Here is a 15,824-nt window from a genome sequence, read left to right on the forward strand (position 1 = left end):
ACATTCCCCTTACCCTTTTACTTCCTGATACATAAATCTTTTAATGCTCTTCTTTGCCGTTTTCTCGAACTCCTCGAAGTGTATCTTGACTTTTGTAATCTGGCTGTAGGCCGGTAATTGCAGATTCAATTCATTCCGATTGTCCTCCATAACCTTTTCGATGTCCGATTGTTCCATACCATGGGCGAATGCATCGTCAAAATCCGGATAGATAAGAGCCACGAGCTTGTCTTTCTGCAATACGATCAGTGATTCGGACACATAGGGCATGTTGTTCAGTTTGCTTTCAATCTCCTCGGGGTAGATGTTCTGACCACTGGCTGTGAGCAACATGTTTTTGCTGCGTCCGCGGACAGTGACATATCCTTCGGTATCCATCGTTGCAAGGTCGCCGGTGTGCAGCCAGCCGTTTACATCGATGATTTGGGAAGTCGCTTCGGCATTTTTGTAATAGCCCAGCATCAGATTGGCACCTTTACAGATTATTTCTCCTGCCACGTTCTGAGGGTCGGGAGAGTCTATCTTTACTTCCATGCGGGTGGTTGCCTTGCCACAAGAGGCCAGTTTCAATGTTTCCCAGCGGCTGGAACAAATGATGGGGCCGCATTCCGTCATTCCGTATGCAATGGTATAGGGGAAGCCTATCTGCTTCAGGAAGCGTTCCACTTCGGCATTGAACGGTGCTCCTCCGATGATTATTTCATCGAAATTACTGCCGAATACTTCCATTGCCTTTTTGCGCATGTCAGCCTTGATTTTATCGTTGACAATGGGCATCCGCAATAGCAGCTTGCCTATTTTATTGTCTATCCGGGGCAGGATATCCTTCTTGATAATCTTTTCTACGATAAGCGGTACACACGAAATGACCCGTGGCCTGATTTCGGAGAATGACTGTGCAATAATCTTGGGAGACGGCATACGGGTAAGGAAATACAGATGGGCGCCTGCGGAAAAACCGTATAGAAAATCGTACACCATACCAAATACATGTCCCAGAGGCAGCATGGATACAATATGGTCGCCCGGACGTACGGGGAGCATCTCATGGCAATATGCAACATTGGACCAAAGGCTGCGATAGGGGAGCATGACCCCTTTGGAATATCCCGTGGTGCCCGAAGTATAGTTGATGACAGCCAGTTCTTCGGGTGATTCCTCCTTGCGGTAGCTGATATGCTCGGGGCGGAAATTCTTGGGGAAACGTGTGCCATAGAGGACGTTGCGATGTTCGAAAGCCTCCATCAGCTGCTCGTTGCGGCAAACTACCGGAGTGAAGTCCGTCAGCAGTACGATACCCATCAGCAGGGGCATTGCCTCTTCATTGAGGTTTTCCCATGCCCGGTCGCCGACAAACAGCAGCTTGGCTTCGGAATGGTTGACGATGTTGTGGATATTGTCGGCCTTGAACTCATGCAGAATGGGAACAATGACAGCTCCATAGGTAACCGTCGCCAGAAAAGCGACTGCCCAATGTGCACTGTTACGTCCGCAAACGGCAATCTTGTCACCGGGCCTGATGCCGGCGCTTTCCAATACGATATGGAATTTGGCTATTTTCCGTGCTACATCTTTGTATTGCAGTGTAATTCCTTTGTAGTCTGTCAGGGCGTTGCGATCCCAGTTTTTAATAATGCTTTGTTCTATATAATCGATGAACCCTTGTTCTTGTTCCATTCAGCTGTTGCACACTTTAGTTAAAACTGCGCAAAGATAGGTCTTATAGTGATGCAAAGCAAATAGTTTCCACTTTTTTCTTACCCTGGAACGGATAGAAACTTATCTGTAATTCTTATTCCTTGCTATTTTCCGAAATAAGAAGCAGCTTGTCACCGGCATGAAGTTTTAATGTTCCGTTCGGAATGAGGTACTCATCGCCACGTTTTACAATCATCACCAGTGTGCCTTTGGGCAGGTTCATGTCTTTCAGGGTGTCTGCCTGCTCCAGCATTTCTTGTGTAATGGTCATGTCGTGCAAGTTGGAGTCAATCTCTTCGGGCAGTTCAACTCCGAAATCATTTCCGGTCTTTTCCAGCGGGGTGGAGAGGCCAAGCAGCCGGGCTACCCAGGAGACTGTGGTACCCTGGATGACCAGTGAGACGATGGTTATGAAAAATACGATGTTGAAGATGACATGGGCGCCGGGCACATTAGCCACCACGGGATAGGTGGCAAAGATAATGGGTACTGCGCCACGTAATCCTACCCACGATACGAATAGCCGTGACTTGAGGGTGATTCTCTTGCCAAAAGGCAGCAGGCAGAGAAAAACACTGAGAGGACGTCCCACGACAATCATGAAGACGCCGATGAGCAATGCCACGACTGCAACTTCCAGCATCTCATGGGGGTTGACAAGCAGACCGAGGCAGAGGAACATGATGATTTGGAAAAGCCAGGTCAGTCCGTCCATAAAAGTATAAATCTCTTTCCGGTGCATGATTTTGTTATTGCCTACCATCATTCCGGCGATATACACGGCCAGGTAACCGTTGCCTTTCAGCAGGTCGGTGATGGAGAAGGTGAAGAATACAAAGGACAGCAACAGGATAGGATAGAGTGCCTGGTTGTCTATATTCAGCCGGTTCAGCATAAGGATGGCCAGCTTTCCGAGGAAATAACCGGTTGCGGCACCGACAATGAACTGTATGGCAAAAGAGCCCAATATCTGGGGAACTCCCATTCCGGAGGACTGGATGAATTGAATCAGCACGATTGTCAGCATATATGCCATCGGGTCGTTACTACCGCTTTCCAGTTCCAGCATGGGGCGCAGATTATGCTTCAGGTTCATTTTTTGTGAACGCAGAATGGCGAATACAGAGGCTGAGTCGGTAGATGACATGGTGGATGCAAGCAAAAGGGAGGTTATCAACGGCAGGTGGATGTTGGTCCAGCTCATGCCGGACAGCCACCAGATAAATAATCCGGTAAAGAGGGCCGTGAGCAGCACTCCTGCAGTTGACAAAACAATGCCGGGAGTCAATATGGGCTTTATCTCCGTAAACTTGGTGTCCATGCCACCGGAGAACAGAATGATGCTGAGTGCAACCATGCCGATGAACTGTGCTTCCTTGGCGTTGTGGAACTGCAATCCCAATCCGTCACTGCCGAACAGCATACCGACGACAAGGAAAAGCAATAACGCAGGCACTCCGAAACGGTAGCCGGTCTTGCCGACAATGATGCTGACGAAAAGTAATATGGAACCTATAAGTAGTATGTTTCCTGCTGTAAATATCATAAATTCTATGCTATATAGTTTGAAATGTGATGTTTCTTATGTCTAATAGTACAAAGATATGCAATGTGTTTAACAAATACAAATCTAAAATAGTTCAATTGAATTTTAAAATAAAGGTGGTTTCTTTACCAGGCAATAAGGATAAATTTCCGCCGGAAAGCCTCATTATTTGCCGGGAAATACTCAATCCAATACCGCTTCCACCCTCTTTGGTCGTAAAGAAGGGGATAAATATGTGTTCGGCAATGTCATTGGGAATGGCAGGTCCGTTGTTGGAAATTTCTATCAGTATGGCTTCCGCTTCGTTGCAGTAGGCACGTATGTTGATATGTCCTTCTTTATCTGTATTTTTATCCGATTCGATGGCTTGTATGGCATTTTTCAGTAGGTTGATGACCACTTGTGATACCAGGTTCTCATCGGCATATAGAATAAGGTCGCTTGGCGCGATGTCCGTATGAAAGGTGACCCGGACATCGGGGTGCTGGTGACGGGCGAGTTCGACCATCCGCTCGATAAAGCTTTTTACGTAGAACAAGGATGGTTCGGGGGTGGGAATACGGGTGAATTTCCGGTATGATTCCACAAAAGAGAGCAGGCCCTTGCCTGTACTGCTGATAGTCTGCAGGCCGTTTCTGATTTCTTCTTTGGAGGCTTGTGCCTCGGTCAGTCCCAGCAGTGTATCGCTCAGGGAGGTTATGGGAGTGACGGCGTTCATTATTTCGTGCGTCAGTACGCGGGTAAGCCTGATCCAGGAATCTATTTCCTTTTCATCCAGCTCGTTGTTGATGTCGTTCAAGGCGAGGATGCGCAGATGTTCTTTACGGACTGTGATGTCGCTGACGCGGACAGACATGTTGACAGTGCCTCGCTCGTTGTTGAAAGGCATTTGCAATTTGTCTCCCGGGCGGCAATTGGCAAGAAGGGACGAAAGACGCGGATCCACGCGGTTCAGCTGGCTGACGTGGGTAAAGACATTGAGGCCCAGCAAACGGAGGGCTTCGCTGTTTTTCTGATATACGGCACCATTGTCGTTCAGGACAAGGATACCGGTATTCACGCAGTCCAGGATGAGTTCGTAGTATTTTTCTTGCTGGGCTGTTTCACTTTTCACATTATAAAGTATATGGGCAACCCGGTTCAATGCACGGTTCACGAGTCGTGCGTCGGCAGTGTTTTCCGTTTCGGAGAAGTGGATGGCATTGTCGTTGTTTTCGATGGCGTCGAGCATGAAAAGCACTTTCCGCACATGATGGCGGTATAGCTTCTGCTGCCAGTACAAGGCTATGGGAAGCAGCGCGGTACAGAGCGCGCCCCAAAATACGTCCACAGTCCACATCACCCCTGCAAGGAGCGCTACTGCCAGACTGACGGCAACACGGAATGAATAATTAAAGGCCATACTTCTTCATTTTGTTGTACAACGTCTGGCGGGTGATACCCAGCTGTGCGGCGACGGCAGAGAGATTTCCGCTACATTTGTCGAGCGTCTTCCGTATCATCTGCATTTCCATTTCTTCGAGCGTGGATGCGGCTGCTTCGGGAGTGCCGGTTCGCCGTGCCAGCTGGAACAGTTCTGCGGGAAGGGTTTCGTTGTCACAGATGATAATGGCTTTTTCGATGGCATGTTCCAGTTCGCGGATATTGCCGTACCAGGGGTGGAGCGTAAGTTTCTCGCAGGCGCCGTCCGTCAGCTTGACAGGGGGCTTGTCATATTGCTTGCAGAAGCGGGCGATGAAAAGCTCTGCAAGGGGGATGATGTCTTCGGGCCGCTCGCGCAACGAAGGTATCTCGAGATGTATCGTGTTGATGCGGTACAGCAAGTCCTCGCGGAATTCGCCTTTTGCCACCATCTCGGGCAGATTGCGGTTTGTAGCGCAAATCAGCCGTATGTCTACGGGAATGGGAGTGTTGCTGCCTACACGGACAATGCTGCGTCGTTGGATGGCGGTCAGCAGTTTGGCTTGCAGATGGTAGGGGAGATTGCCTATTTCATCGAGAAAGAGGGTGCTGCGGCTGGCTGCTTCGAACTTGCCGGCACGGTCGGCATGGGCATCGGTGAAAGAGCCTTTCATGTGGCCGAACAGTTCGCTCTCGAAAAGGCTTTCGGTGACTGCACCCATATCCACACTTACCATCTCCTGCCGGTTGCGCGGTGAAAGGGAGTGAATTTCGCGTGCCAGCATCTCTTTACCGGTACCGTTCTCGCCCGTAATAAGGATATTGGCATCGGTAGAGGCCACTTTTTCCACCAAAAGGCGGAGCTGCTGCATGGCGGGGCTGTTTCCCCAATACATGTTGCGGGTATCTGCAAACAGGTGGCTGCTTTCTGCCGTACGTCCGGCATTTGGGCCGTTGGCCGGAGATTTTGTTTCAGAAGCTGATACGGCATTCAGTAAGGTTTCCACCAGTTTCTGGTTGTTCCAGGGTTTCACGACGAAGTCTGTGGCTCCTTCCTTGATTCCCCGTACGGCAAGGTCAATGTCGGCATAGGCGGTAAACAGCACTACGGGCAGGGTGGGACATTGCTTCTTTATTTCATGGAGCCAGTATAGTCCCTCGTTGCCGGTATTGATGCCCGAGGTGAAGTTCATGTCAAGAAGAACCACTTGCCATGACCTTTCTCGCAATACGCTGGGCAGGGTTACGGGAGAGGGAAGTGTGATTATCCCTTCAAAATATGGCTTTAACAAAAGCTGCAAGGCGGTAAGTACGCCTCGGTTATCATCGACAATCAGGATGTTTCCGTTTTTTTTTGCCATAAACTATTTCTGTTTTCTGCAGGCAAAGTTAATGATTTATCTGCATTATATTCGGTAAATCTCTCAGTTTTCAAAGTATTAAGATTCTCCTTCTCATTTAGCAAATCCTTATGCCGCTTTATTTTATATTTTTGCTTGCTAAGAATTAATCGTCCGACAGTTGTTGAATTATCGTCCGACAGCTGTCGGACGATAATTCAACAACTGTCGGACGATAATATAACGATTGTGGGACGAATAGATTTAAGTAAAACAGAAATTAGTTGGCAGCAACTTCAGTAAGAGTTCGTGGCGGTACTGAAAAAAGAACTTATAGCAGTTGCAGTTTGATGCCAAATGACAAGCTCAGATAATCCTTGGGTTTCAGATACTTGTTGGTGAAGGCGCTGACTACATATAGGTCACATGTACTTATTTCATAGAAGAAAGTGATTTCTTTGGCCGTGAACCGTCGTTGCGGGTCGATGTCGTAAGTGATGCGCTGTCCTAAGAATGCATGGATGCGTACCTTAGAGGAGAAACCATAATATCCTTTAGGGTAGCGTTCCGGTTCATTGACCCAGAATTCATCGCCGAATACCGTGTTCAGATACATACCGCAAGCCAGCGGTTCTACAGAAAAACGGCTCTGTTTTATTTGCAGGCTCCAGGGAAGGTAGTTCTGCTTGACAGTGAATGTCAGCTTGGTACGTTTGGAGTCATATTTGGGCAATACTCCGAAGAATACGTCTGTTTCCCATTGGTTTCTTCTGCCGTAATCCCATCCGGTACCGAATGACAGCAACCCCATATTGCCGGCAAACTGAATTTTGGTGTGCGTCGGAATCAAGACCTCCCAATGCCTGCGGTAGCGGTGTACGCGGCGGTCATAACGGTTCTCTCTGGTCTGGCTTTCAATGACGGCATCCGGTTGCAGGTCCATCCATACGGTATCGTGTTCTATGATGAAGATGGTATCTCTCTCTTGTGAAAAAGCAGAAAAAGAGCATACCGACAAGAAGACGACGGCGCATGCCAGGTGATTAATAATATGCCACTTCGCGTTCATATCCGTCGGGGGTTATGGTGAATATATAGTAATTGCGGTTCTTCATGCAGTCGCTCATGTAATACATTATCCCATCTTCAAAGAGGTCTTTCTCGAAGCGATGGTGTTCGTGTGCGGATGTACAGAACTGCAGTCCGGGAAATTCCTTGATGTAACGCTGGAATACGTGTGCCACATTATTGTTGAACTCGTTGCAGAACGGGCGTATATGCATGGACACAACGGTTTTATCGAATTCCTCTTCATGGTCGCGTATCTGTGCGGCAAGAAACTCGAAGTCGGGAATGGGGCGGGAGTAGTCAAATTCGATGGCGTTGGTATTCAGGCAGACAAACTTTACCCGTCCTGCAATGAAGGAGAAATTGGGGTCTCCGAATATTACGCGATAAGTCTCTTCGCCCGTGCCCAGACAGTCGTGGTTGCCGAGAAGTACCACATAGGGTATCTTGAGTTTGTTCATAATGTCCCGTTGCCAAAGGAACTCGTCTGTTACACCGAAGTCACTGACGTCTCCGCCATGAATGACGAAATCTATGTCGTCCCGCTTGTTGAGGTGGCTTACAAAGTCGTCGGTCTCGTCATACCAGCGCTGGGAATCACCCATTGTTACGAACCGGATTGTTGTCTTGTTCTGGCAGTTCTGCTCTATTTGGGCAATGTTGTGGGCATTGACATCGGTTTCACCGCTGATGTGTACATCGTAAGGGTGATAATCTATCATGTCGCAGCCGGCTATAAGCAGGCATAGGAATGAAGGATATAAGAGTTTGGGGAATTTCATGTGCAGGTGCTTCATTTTACGTTTATACTCTATCTTTAGAAAACTGTGGGCAAAGGTAAAGTTTTCATTCTTATGGATTCTTTTCTAATTTCCCTTTTTTTTGTTCTATGAGGCTGAACAGAGATTCGGCCTCTGTCTAATTTTTAGACGGGAGTGTCTAAAAATTAGACACCTTTGTCTTCTTCTGAAATGCGATATGCGCTGATAATCAGGTTTGTGTATTCTTTGGCACGCTTTCTGCAATATGAAAAGCAAGAAAATAAATCTAATAAACGATAAACGGAATGAAACAAATCTATTATGTAATTCAGACTTTACTGCGGGGACGCGGTTCGAATATCATCAAGGTCATTTCTTTGGGATTGGGATTGACGATGAGTATTCTGCTTTTCTCCCGCGTGGCATATGAACAGAGTTTTGACACTTGCTTTAAGGATTATGATAACTTGTATCAGGTATGGTCGATATTCTCGGTGAAAGGAGAGAAGTTTGAGCCTCAAGAGTGGAATTGCGGTCCCGTGGCAGGGGCCATTTTGGAGAACTTCCCCAAAGAGGTGGAGTCGGCAGTAAGTTTGAGCACGTCTATGGTATCTGCTCCTCTTTACAATGGAAGCGTGCGTCTTGATGACAGGAAGATTGCAGCCGATTCGCTGTTCTTCCGTACCATGGGTATCGACGTCCTGAACGGGAATCCCGAAAAGGACTTGGTGCAGAAGGATATTATTTTCTTGAGTGAACGCTTTGCAAGGAAAGTGTTCGGTGAGGAGAATCCTATAGGGAAAACGCTTAATTATGACCATCAGTTTGACCTGACGGTGAAGGGAATCTATGCCAATTTGCCTGAGAACGCCACAATCAATCCGGAAGCGGTTATCTCGATGCCTACCTTGTGGAGCCGCAACTGGAATAACTACTCGTGGAGCGGGGGAGACAGTTGGGTAGAGTTTATCCGTTTCCGTCCCGGTGCCGACAAATCTGTTGTCAATGCGCGTATTGATGCCATGATAGACAAGTATCGCCCGGCAGAAGATAAGAAAGAGTACGGCTACACGGCTTTTGTGCAGCCCATCCGTGATACATACCGCAATTATGATGATGTGCAGCGGATGCGTGTCATCATGAGCATTCTTGGTTTTGCCATTCTTTTCATTGCGGCGTTGAACTATGTGCTGATTTCCATTTCCTCTTTGAGCTACCGCGCCAAGTCGGTAGGCGTACATAAATGCAGCGGTGCGAGCGGTGGCACGGTTTTCAGCATGTTTTTGCTGGAAACGGGTATCATCATTGTGGCGGCATTGCTGCTGATGGCGTTGATAATGCTCAACTTCCGCGATTTTGTGGAAGACACGGTCGTTGTAAAGCTCTCCACCTTGTTGGCTCCGGAGCGTATCTGGGTACCGTTGTCGGTAGTGCTTCTGCTGTTTATAGTGGGAGGCGTATTGCCGGGCCGGCTCTTTGCGCGTATTCCCGTATCGCAGGTGTTCCGCCGCTATACCGAGGGGAAGAAGGGCTGGAAGCGTCCGTTGCTGTTTGTCCAGTTTGCAGGCGTGGCATTCATTAGTGGATTGATGTGTGTGGTGATGTCGCAATACCAGTATGTACTGAAAAAGGATATGGGGTATAATCCCAAGCAGATAGCCATAGGCAATGCCTACTGGGATAATGAAGCGACGCGTGATGCGGCTTATCAGTTCTTCAAGGGATTGCCCTACGTGGAAGCGGTGTCCAGCGCCAACAGCACGCCCATTAGCGGATATAGCGGTTCGATGATTCATAGTGAGAGCGGGCAGGCACTGTTCTCTTGTCGTTCTTCTTATTTCATGCGCGAGGACTTTCCTGCTTTGATGGGCATGACTATGAAGACGGGACGTATGGCGCGCGATAAAGAGGAAGTCGTGGTGAACGAGACCTTTGCCGAGATGATGCGTTGGGGAGACGACGTCGTGGGCCGTACGGTATATACCGAAGGGAATACATTCAAGGTCGTAGGGCAGTTGAAGGATTTCCAGATAGAGAGTTTCAGAACCGAGAAGATGCCTTTCATAGCCCGGGGAAACAAGAATTTTTATGGAACGGTACATGTCCGTTTGAAAGAACCCTTTACCGAAAATCTGCAGAAGTTGAACCACGATGTAGCCGAGGCTTTCCATGACCAGACTATTGACTTTACCGGTTATGAGAAAAGGATAGAGAACAGCTATAATTCTGTCCGTGTATTCCGCAATGCCACTTTGATGGCGGCAGTGACCATGTTCTTCATCATGCTGATGGGGCTGATTGGGTATACCACCGATGAGGTGCGCCGCCGCAGCAAGGAGATTGCCATCCGCAAAGTGAACGGCGCAGAGGCTTCTGGCATCTTGGAAATGTTGTCAAGGGATATACTCGTTGTGGCAGCTCCGGCAGTTGTCATCGGTACGGTATTGGCATGGTATGTCAACGGAATGTGGATGGAACAGTTCGCGGAGCGTATTCCCGTCAGTTGGGCAGTATACGTACTGGTAGTGATGGCCAATTTGGTGATTATCGTAGCCTGCGTACTTTGGAAGTCCTGGCGGATAGCGAACGAGAACCCGGTAAACAGCATTAAGAGCGAATGATAATAATATTAATACATAGAATATCATGATTGAAATTAACAACATCAGCAAAGTATTCCGTACTTCGGAAGTAGAGACAGTAGCATTGAACCACGTCAGCCTCGATGTAAAGGAGGGGGAGTTTGTAGCCATTATGGGACCGTCAGGTTGCGGCAAGTCCACCTTGCTGAACATCCTCGGGCTGCTGGACAATCCTACGGAGGGCAGTTACAAGCTGCTCGGTCAGGAAGTAGCGGACTTGAAGGAAAAGGAACGTACCCGTGTGCGCAAGGGCAAGCTGGGATTCGTGTTCCAGAGCTTCAACCTGATAGACGAACTGAACGTCTACGAGAATGTGGAACTTCCCCTTACGTACCTCGGCGTGAAGGCAAGTGAGCGCAAACGCATGGTAGAGGATATACTGAAGCGGATGAACATCAGCCACCGTGCCAAACACTTCCCGCAACAGCTTTCCGGCGGTCAGCAGCAGCGTGTGGCGATAGCCCGTGCGGTCGTAACCAATCCCAAGCTGATACTCGCCGATGAGCCTACCGGTAACTTGGACTCCAAGAACGGAGCTGAGGTGATGAATCTGTTGACAGAACTGAATAAAGAGGGTACTACGATTATTATGGTGACCCACAGCCAGCACGACGCCTCGTTTGCACACCGCACGATACATCTTTTCGACGGTAGTGTGGTGGCAAGTGTGGCAGCGCAGGATTTGTAACAGACTTTTAAAACAACTTCCATGAGACAACTATATTACACTCTTCAGACACTGATACGAGGAAAAGGCTCCAACCTCATCAAGATTATTTCCTTGGGACTGGGGTTGGCAGTCAGTATCCTCATTTTTTCCCGTCAGGCATTCGAGCTCAATTATGATACCTGCTACAAGGACCATGAACGTTTGTGTCTTGTCAAAACAGTATGGTATTACAACAACGAGTATCATCCTTCGCATATAACTCTTGGACCGGTGGCTGGTACCATTGCCGAAAACCTGCCTGACGAGGTGGAGAGTGTTACCGTCACCCAGCAATGGTGGAGCAATTCGGCTTGGTTTGCCAATGAACGCCGTTTCCAGACCAATGCCATGACGGCCGATTCTTGTTTCTTTGCCACTATGGGCATTGATGTTGTCAGTGGAGACCCTCGCGAGCTGAATAATCCGGAGGTGGTCTTCATCAGCAGGGAGCTGGCCGGCAGCATGTTTGCCGATAAGAATCCCATCGGGCAGACGGTGGTCTATAACAAACAGATGCCAATGACCGTGAAGGGCATTTTTGAAGATTTTCCCGAAAACTCCAGTTTCTATGGAAGTGGTGTCGTGATGTCTCTGGCTACCTCCTTCAAGCATCATTGGGGATACTGGGGGTGGGGAGGTGGAGACAGCTATATGTCCTTTGTCCGTCTGCGCCCGGGGGTGCAATTGGACGATGTGAACACCCGAATAGAGAAACTTGCCGAGCAGGTGCGCAAGAGCGATGATGTGTTTATCAGTCTGGTTCCGATAAAGGACTACCGTATGGAATTTGGTATCAGTACCATGCGTATGGTATGGATTCTGTTGACGCTGGGAACCGCCATACTTTTTATTGTGGCGATGAATTATGTGCTTATTTCCATCTCAGCCATGAACCGTCGTGCCAAAGCTATAGGCGTACATAAATGTAGTGGGGCAAATACGGGAACTATTTTCGGTATGTTCTTATGGGAGACCGGAGTCATCATGCTTTCTTCCTTGCTGCTTGTAGCGCTGCTTCTATTTAATTTCCGTGAGCCGTTGGAGGACATGCTCGACGTTAGTCTTGCCGGTCTTTTCTCTTGGGAAAACATTTGGGCACCGCTTTCAGTGATAGTCATTTTGTTTATGATAGGCGGCATGTTGCCCGGGCAGCTTTTTGCCCGCATTCCGGTGACGCAGGTTTTCCGCCGGTACACCGAAGGCAAGAAAGGCTGGAAACGTCCGCTCTTGTTTGTGCAGTTTGCCGGTACCTCTTTTATTTTCGGCTTGTTGGGGCTGGTGCTTATGCAGAGCCATTACATCACCAATAAAGAACGTGGATTCGATTACCACCGGGTGGCTTATGCTTCGGGCGTATCCTTTGACTCGGATGCGGAAAGCGATGCAAATCGTAGTGTGATGCTTTCTTTGCCTTATGTGGAAGATGGAGCTTGTAGCGGTAATCTTCTTACAGACGGATTGAGCGGAGAAGGGGTTACGACTGATAACGGGCAGTGGATGAGCATGCGTTGGGTGGAATTTGGCAAGGACTATGCCCCGTTTATGAAGTTGGAATTTGCGGAAGGCAAGAATATGGATGCCCCTGGGCAGATATTGGTCAATGAAACATTTTTGAAAATGATGCATTGGGAAGATAAACCGATAGGCAGGCAAGTGCGCAACGGCGATCGCATAGCGGGCAATATTGTAGGTGTACTGAAAGACTTTGCCACATCCAATGCCGCTTATGTGGCGGTGCAACCTATGTATGCAACTTATCTTGACCGATTTTCCGGAAACATCCAATTACGTCTGAAAGAGCCTTTTGACGATAACCTCAAGCGTTTGAACGAAGATATGGAAAAGCTGTTTCCTACCCGTGACATTGTATTTTCCTCGTTCCAAAAGGTCATTGACGACCAGAACAGTACCGTCACGGATTTCCGTAATGCGGCTTTACTGGCTGCCATAACCATCCTTTTTGTTACGTTAATGGGGTTGATTGGCTACATCAATGACGAGATACAACGCCGCAGCAAGGAAATTGCCATCCGTAAAGTGAATGGTGCGGAAGCGTCATCCATTCTCCGGCTTTTCTCGAAGGATATATTCTGGATATCCTTGCCGGCCGTTTTTCTTGGAGGGCTGGGAGCCTGGTATATAGGCGGTGTCTGGATAGAGCAGTTTGTGGAGGGAGTGGATTTTGGTATCTGCGGATTCTTGCTTATTGCATGCATTGTACTATTGCTCATCATCGGTTGTGTAGTATTCAAGGCATGGCGGATTGCCAATGAGAATCCGGTAGACAGTATCAAGAGTGAATAAAGAATAACTTCAGGAAATTATGAGGCGGCACATTTATTATACATTACAAAGCTTGTTGCACAAGCAAGGTTCCAATGCCATTAAGATTGTATCTTTGGCATTGGGACTGCTGATGTCTGTATTTCTATTTGCACGGATTGCATTCGAGTTGAGTTTTGATAACTTTTATCATGATTCGGATAACCTTTATATTGTGAAGACGGGTTGGTTGAAAAATGGAGTGTTGGAAGGTAACGAAAGTCGCTTTACCATCATTCCGATTCCGGCTGCCATTGCCGAAGAGTTTCCGGAACAAGTGGAAAGTAGCACAGTGAGCTGTTCTCTTTTTGATAATAGTTTCCAGTTGGGTGAGCGCCAATTAGATATGTCCACGGTGATGGCAGATACACTTTATTTTTCTGTACTCGGTTTGGAGATGATAGAAGGCAATCCACAGGATTTGGCGGGTCCGGATGTCGTATTCCTTTCCGCCAAGTCAGCAAAGGAGGCCTTCGGTGACGAAAATCCGATAGGGAAAACACTGCGTTATGATTTTTGGGGATATCAGACTACACTGCTCGTGAAGGGTATCTTTGCCGATATTCCGTTGAACACTTCTTTGGAGAGGCGTCCAGAGGCAATCATTTCCTTTCCTACTATAGGGCGGCATCTGAAGTGGAACCTGGGTTGGCAAAGCGGCGGAAACTACGACGGTTATCTCAGGCTGCGCAGCCCGCAGGATGCTGATTGGCTGAATGAGCGTATGTCCATAGCTATTGCCCGTCATATTCCACCGGAAAGTGGTTTAGAATTGAGCGTACGTATTGTCCCTATCCATAATCTGCATGTCGAGACTCCTCAAGTACGGAAGATGATTTGGATTATGTTCTTCCTGGGTATCGTGCTGCTTTTTACGACCGCATTGAATTATGTACTCGTTTCCGTGGCTTCGCTGACACAGCGTGCTAAGGCCATCGGTGTACACAAATGCAGCGGTGCTTCGGGAAGTAGCATCTTTTCCATGTTCATGGTAGAGACTGCTATAGTAGTAGGGCTTGCCTTGCTGCTCATTGGACTGCTGGTGTATATTTTCCACGAAAAAATGGAAGAATTGGCAGCTGTACCTCTCAGTGCTCTTTTTGACTGGCAGAATCTTTGGGCACCATTGTCGGTGATACTGTTACTGTTTATTTTAGGTGGTTGCCTGCCTGCCATGCTTTTCGCTCGTATTCCGGTGACACAAGTGTTCCGCCGCTACACTTCCGGGCGTCGTGGCTGGAAACGGGTACTGCTTTTTGTTCAGTTCATCGGAGCGGCATTCATTCTGGGGATGATGCTGATGGTCGTTTCACAGTACAGTTATGTAACGACGCGTGACCGTGGTTGGCGTCCTGAACGTGTGGCATATACCACCCAGCGGGAAGTGGATGGCAATAGCCTGCGTAGTCTTGTCGGCAGTTTGCCTTATGTGGAAGGGGTTGCTTCGGCAGAACGCCCTATATTGTGGTTCGGTTCTAACCAGCCAATTCTTGACAATCAGGGTAACGAGCTTTTCTATCCTCGTAATACTTGGTTCGACAGTGATTTTCTTCCTTTCATTGGTCTGAGACTGAAAGAGGGGCATAACTTGACGGGAGAAGGTCAGTTGCTTGTCAACAGTGTCTTTTATGAGAAGATGAATTGGACAGACAGCCCCATAGGCAAGCGGGTGAATGATTATGGCACTGTTGTCGGGCTGTTAGACAGTTTCAGTTTTGCCGATATGCCCAACGATAATTTGCCGGTGATGGTGGAATGGACGGGGAAGACAGCTGCCACCCTGCATGTTCGCCTCAAAGAGCCATTGGATGAAAATCTCGCCCGCCTCAATGAAGAGATGCATCGGATTTATCCTCAGAAAAGCCTCGTATTCCGTTCGGTGGAGCAGGAAATGCGCAGTTATGCCGAGTCTGTACGGGTATTTCGTGATGTTACCCTGCTGGTTTCATTGACCATACTCTTTATCATTCTGATGGGACTGATAGGCTATGTGAATGATGAAATCCGCCTGCGTTCAAAAGAGATTGCCATTCGTAAAGTGAATGGAGCGGAGACGGAAAGTATTTTGCTGTTATTGTCAAGAGATGTGCTTTGGCTGGCCATTCCGTCTGTCGCCATAGGTATTGGGGGAGCATGCCGGGCCGGAAAGCTTTGGGCGAGCCAGTTCTCTGATGTTGTGCCATTCCCTATAGGCGGATATATTCTTGTAGGTTGTCTGTTGCTGTTGTTTATCGTTGCTACCGTGGTGTTGAAGGCATGGTGCATTGCCAATGAAAATCCGGTAAAGAGCATCAAGAGCGAATAAAGTTGCCGCAACATACATCATGCGTTTGGGGT

General features: G+C 48.2%; 10 protein-coding genes. 4 read left to right on the forward strand and 6 right to left on the reverse strand.

Features of this window, described 5'->3' with window-relative positions; all coding sequences use genetic code 11:
- Nucleotides 1-9: 9 nt before the first annotated feature.
- The 6 genes from DWX62_RS10635 to DWX62_RS10660 all read right to left on the reverse strand — a co-directional run bounded on the left by DWX62_RS10635 (nucleotide 10) and on the right by DWX62_RS10660 (nucleotide 7,835).
- Nucleotides 10-1,677, reverse strand: coding sequence for a long-chain fatty acid--CoA ligase (locus DWX62_RS10635; protein WP_005827674.1), 1,668 nt, complete (start codon nucleotides 1,675-1,677; stop codon nucleotides 10-12).
- A gap of 115 nt (nucleotides 1,678-1,792) precedes the next feature.
- Nucleotides 1,793-3,244, reverse strand: coding sequence for a potassium/proton antiporter (locus DWX62_RS10640; protein ID WP_005827676.1), 1,452 nt, complete (start codon nucleotides 3,242-3,244; stop codon nucleotides 1,793-1,795).
- A gap of 94 nt (nucleotides 3,245-3,338) precedes the next feature.
- Complete coding sequence (locus tag DWX62_RS10645; protein ID WP_035448591.1) at nucleotides 3,339-4,646, reverse strand: ATP-binding protein; 1,308 nt, start codon at nucleotides 4,644-4,646, stop codon at nucleotides 3,339-3,341.
- On the reverse strand, nucleotides 4,636-6,006 hold the full coding sequence (locus DWX62_RS10650) for a sigma-54 dependent transcriptional regulator (protein ID WP_035448589.1): 1,371 nt from the start codon (nucleotides 6,004-6,006) through the stop codon (nucleotides 4,636-4,638). Before DWX62_RS10650 ends, DWX62_RS10645 begins: the two co-directional genes overlap by 11 nt.
- Before the next feature lie 310 nt (nucleotides 6,007-6,316).
- Nucleotides 6,317-7,054: a hypothetical protein gene (locus tag DWX62_RS10655; protein WP_120172825.1), complete on the reverse strand. Its 738-nt coding sequence runs from the start codon at nucleotides 7,052-7,054 to the stop codon at nucleotides 6,317-6,319.
- Nucleotides 7,029-7,835, reverse strand: a complete 807-nt coding sequence (locus tag DWX62_RS10660) for a metallophosphoesterase (RefSeq protein WP_034529839.1) — start codon at nucleotides 7,833-7,835, stop codon at nucleotides 7,029-7,031. The genes DWX62_RS10655 and DWX62_RS10660 overlap by 26 nt, the downstream gene beginning before the upstream one ends.
- Nucleotides 7,836-8,119: 284 nt before the next feature.
- Here DWX62_RS10660 and DWX62_RS10665 point away from each other — a divergent pair, with 284 nt between their 5' ends.
- The 4 genes from DWX62_RS10665 to DWX62_RS10680 are packed head-to-tail and all read left to right on the forward strand — an operon-like array spanning nucleotide 8,120 to nucleotide 15,792.
- On the forward strand, nucleotides 8,120-10,435 hold the full coding sequence (locus DWX62_RS10665) for an FtsX-like permease family protein (RefSeq protein ID WP_009038362.1): 2,316 nt from the start codon (nucleotides 8,120-8,122) through the stop codon (nucleotides 10,433-10,435).
- A 25-nt stretch (nucleotides 10,436-10,460) separates the two neighbouring features.
- Nucleotides 10,461-11,144, forward strand: a complete 684-nt coding sequence (locus DWX62_RS10670) for an ABC transporter ATP-binding protein (RefSeq protein ID WP_008664472.1) — start codon at nucleotides 10,461-10,463, stop codon at nucleotides 11,142-11,144.
- A 21-nt stretch (nucleotides 11,145-11,165) separates the two neighbouring features.
- On the forward strand, nucleotides 11,166-13,469 hold the full coding sequence (locus DWX62_RS10675; RefSeq protein ID WP_008664474.1) for an ABC transporter permease: 2,304 nt from the start codon (nucleotides 11,166-11,168) through the stop codon (nucleotides 13,467-13,469).
- A 19-nt stretch (nucleotides 13,470-13,488) separates the two neighbouring features.
- Nucleotides 13,489-15,792, forward strand: coding sequence for an FtsX-like permease family protein (locus tag DWX62_RS10680; RefSeq protein WP_120172826.1), 2,304 nt, complete (start codon nucleotides 13,489-13,491; stop codon nucleotides 15,790-15,792).
- Nucleotides 15,793-15,824: the final 32 nt, after the last annotated feature.

The organism is Bacteroides sp. AF20-13LB (genome assembly GCF_003603065.1).
Taxonomy (GTDB): domain Bacteria; phylum Bacteroidota; class Bacteroidia; order Bacteroidales; family Bacteroidaceae; genus Bacteroides; species Bacteroides uniformis.

Bases quoted from the DNA above. Each gene is read 5' to 3' on its own strand.
- DWX62_RS10635 (WP_005827674.1), bottom strand. From the start codon at position 1,677: ATGGAACAAGAACAAGGGTTCATCGATTATATAGAACAAAGCATTATT.
- DWX62_RS10650 (WP_035448589.1), bottom strand. From the start codon at position 6,006: ATGGCAAAAAAAAACGGAAACATCCTGATTGTCGATGATAACCGAGGC.
- DWX62_RS10675 (WP_008664474.1), top strand. From the start codon at position 11,166: ATGAGACAACTATATTACACTCTTCAGACACTGATACGAGGAAAAGGC.
- DWX62_RS10680 (WP_120172826.1), top strand. From the start codon at position 13,489: ATGAGGCGGCACATTTATTATACATTACAAAGCTTGTTGCACAAGCAA.
- DWX62_RS10655 (WP_120172825.1), bottom strand. From the start codon at position 7,054: ATGAACGCGAAGTGGCATATTATTAATCACCTGGCATGCGCCGTCGTC.
- DWX62_RS10645 (WP_035448591.1), bottom strand. From the start codon at position 4,646: ATGGCCTTTAATTATTCATTCCGTGTTGCCGTCAGTCTGGCAGTAGCG.
- DWX62_RS10670 (WP_008664472.1), top strand. From the start codon at position 10,461: ATGATTGAAATTAACAACATCAGCAAAGTATTCCGTACTTCGGAAGTA.
- DWX62_RS10660 (WP_034529839.1), bottom strand. From the start codon at position 7,835: ATGAAATTCCCCAAACTCTTATATCCTTCATTCCTATGCCTGCTTATA.
- DWX62_RS10665 (WP_009038362.1), top strand. From the start codon at position 8,120: ATGAAACAAATCTATTATGTAATTCAGACTTTACTGCGGGGACGCGGT.
- DWX62_RS10640 (WP_005827676.1), bottom strand. From the start codon at position 3,244: ATGATATTTACAGCAGGAAACATACTACTTATAGGTTCCATATTACTT.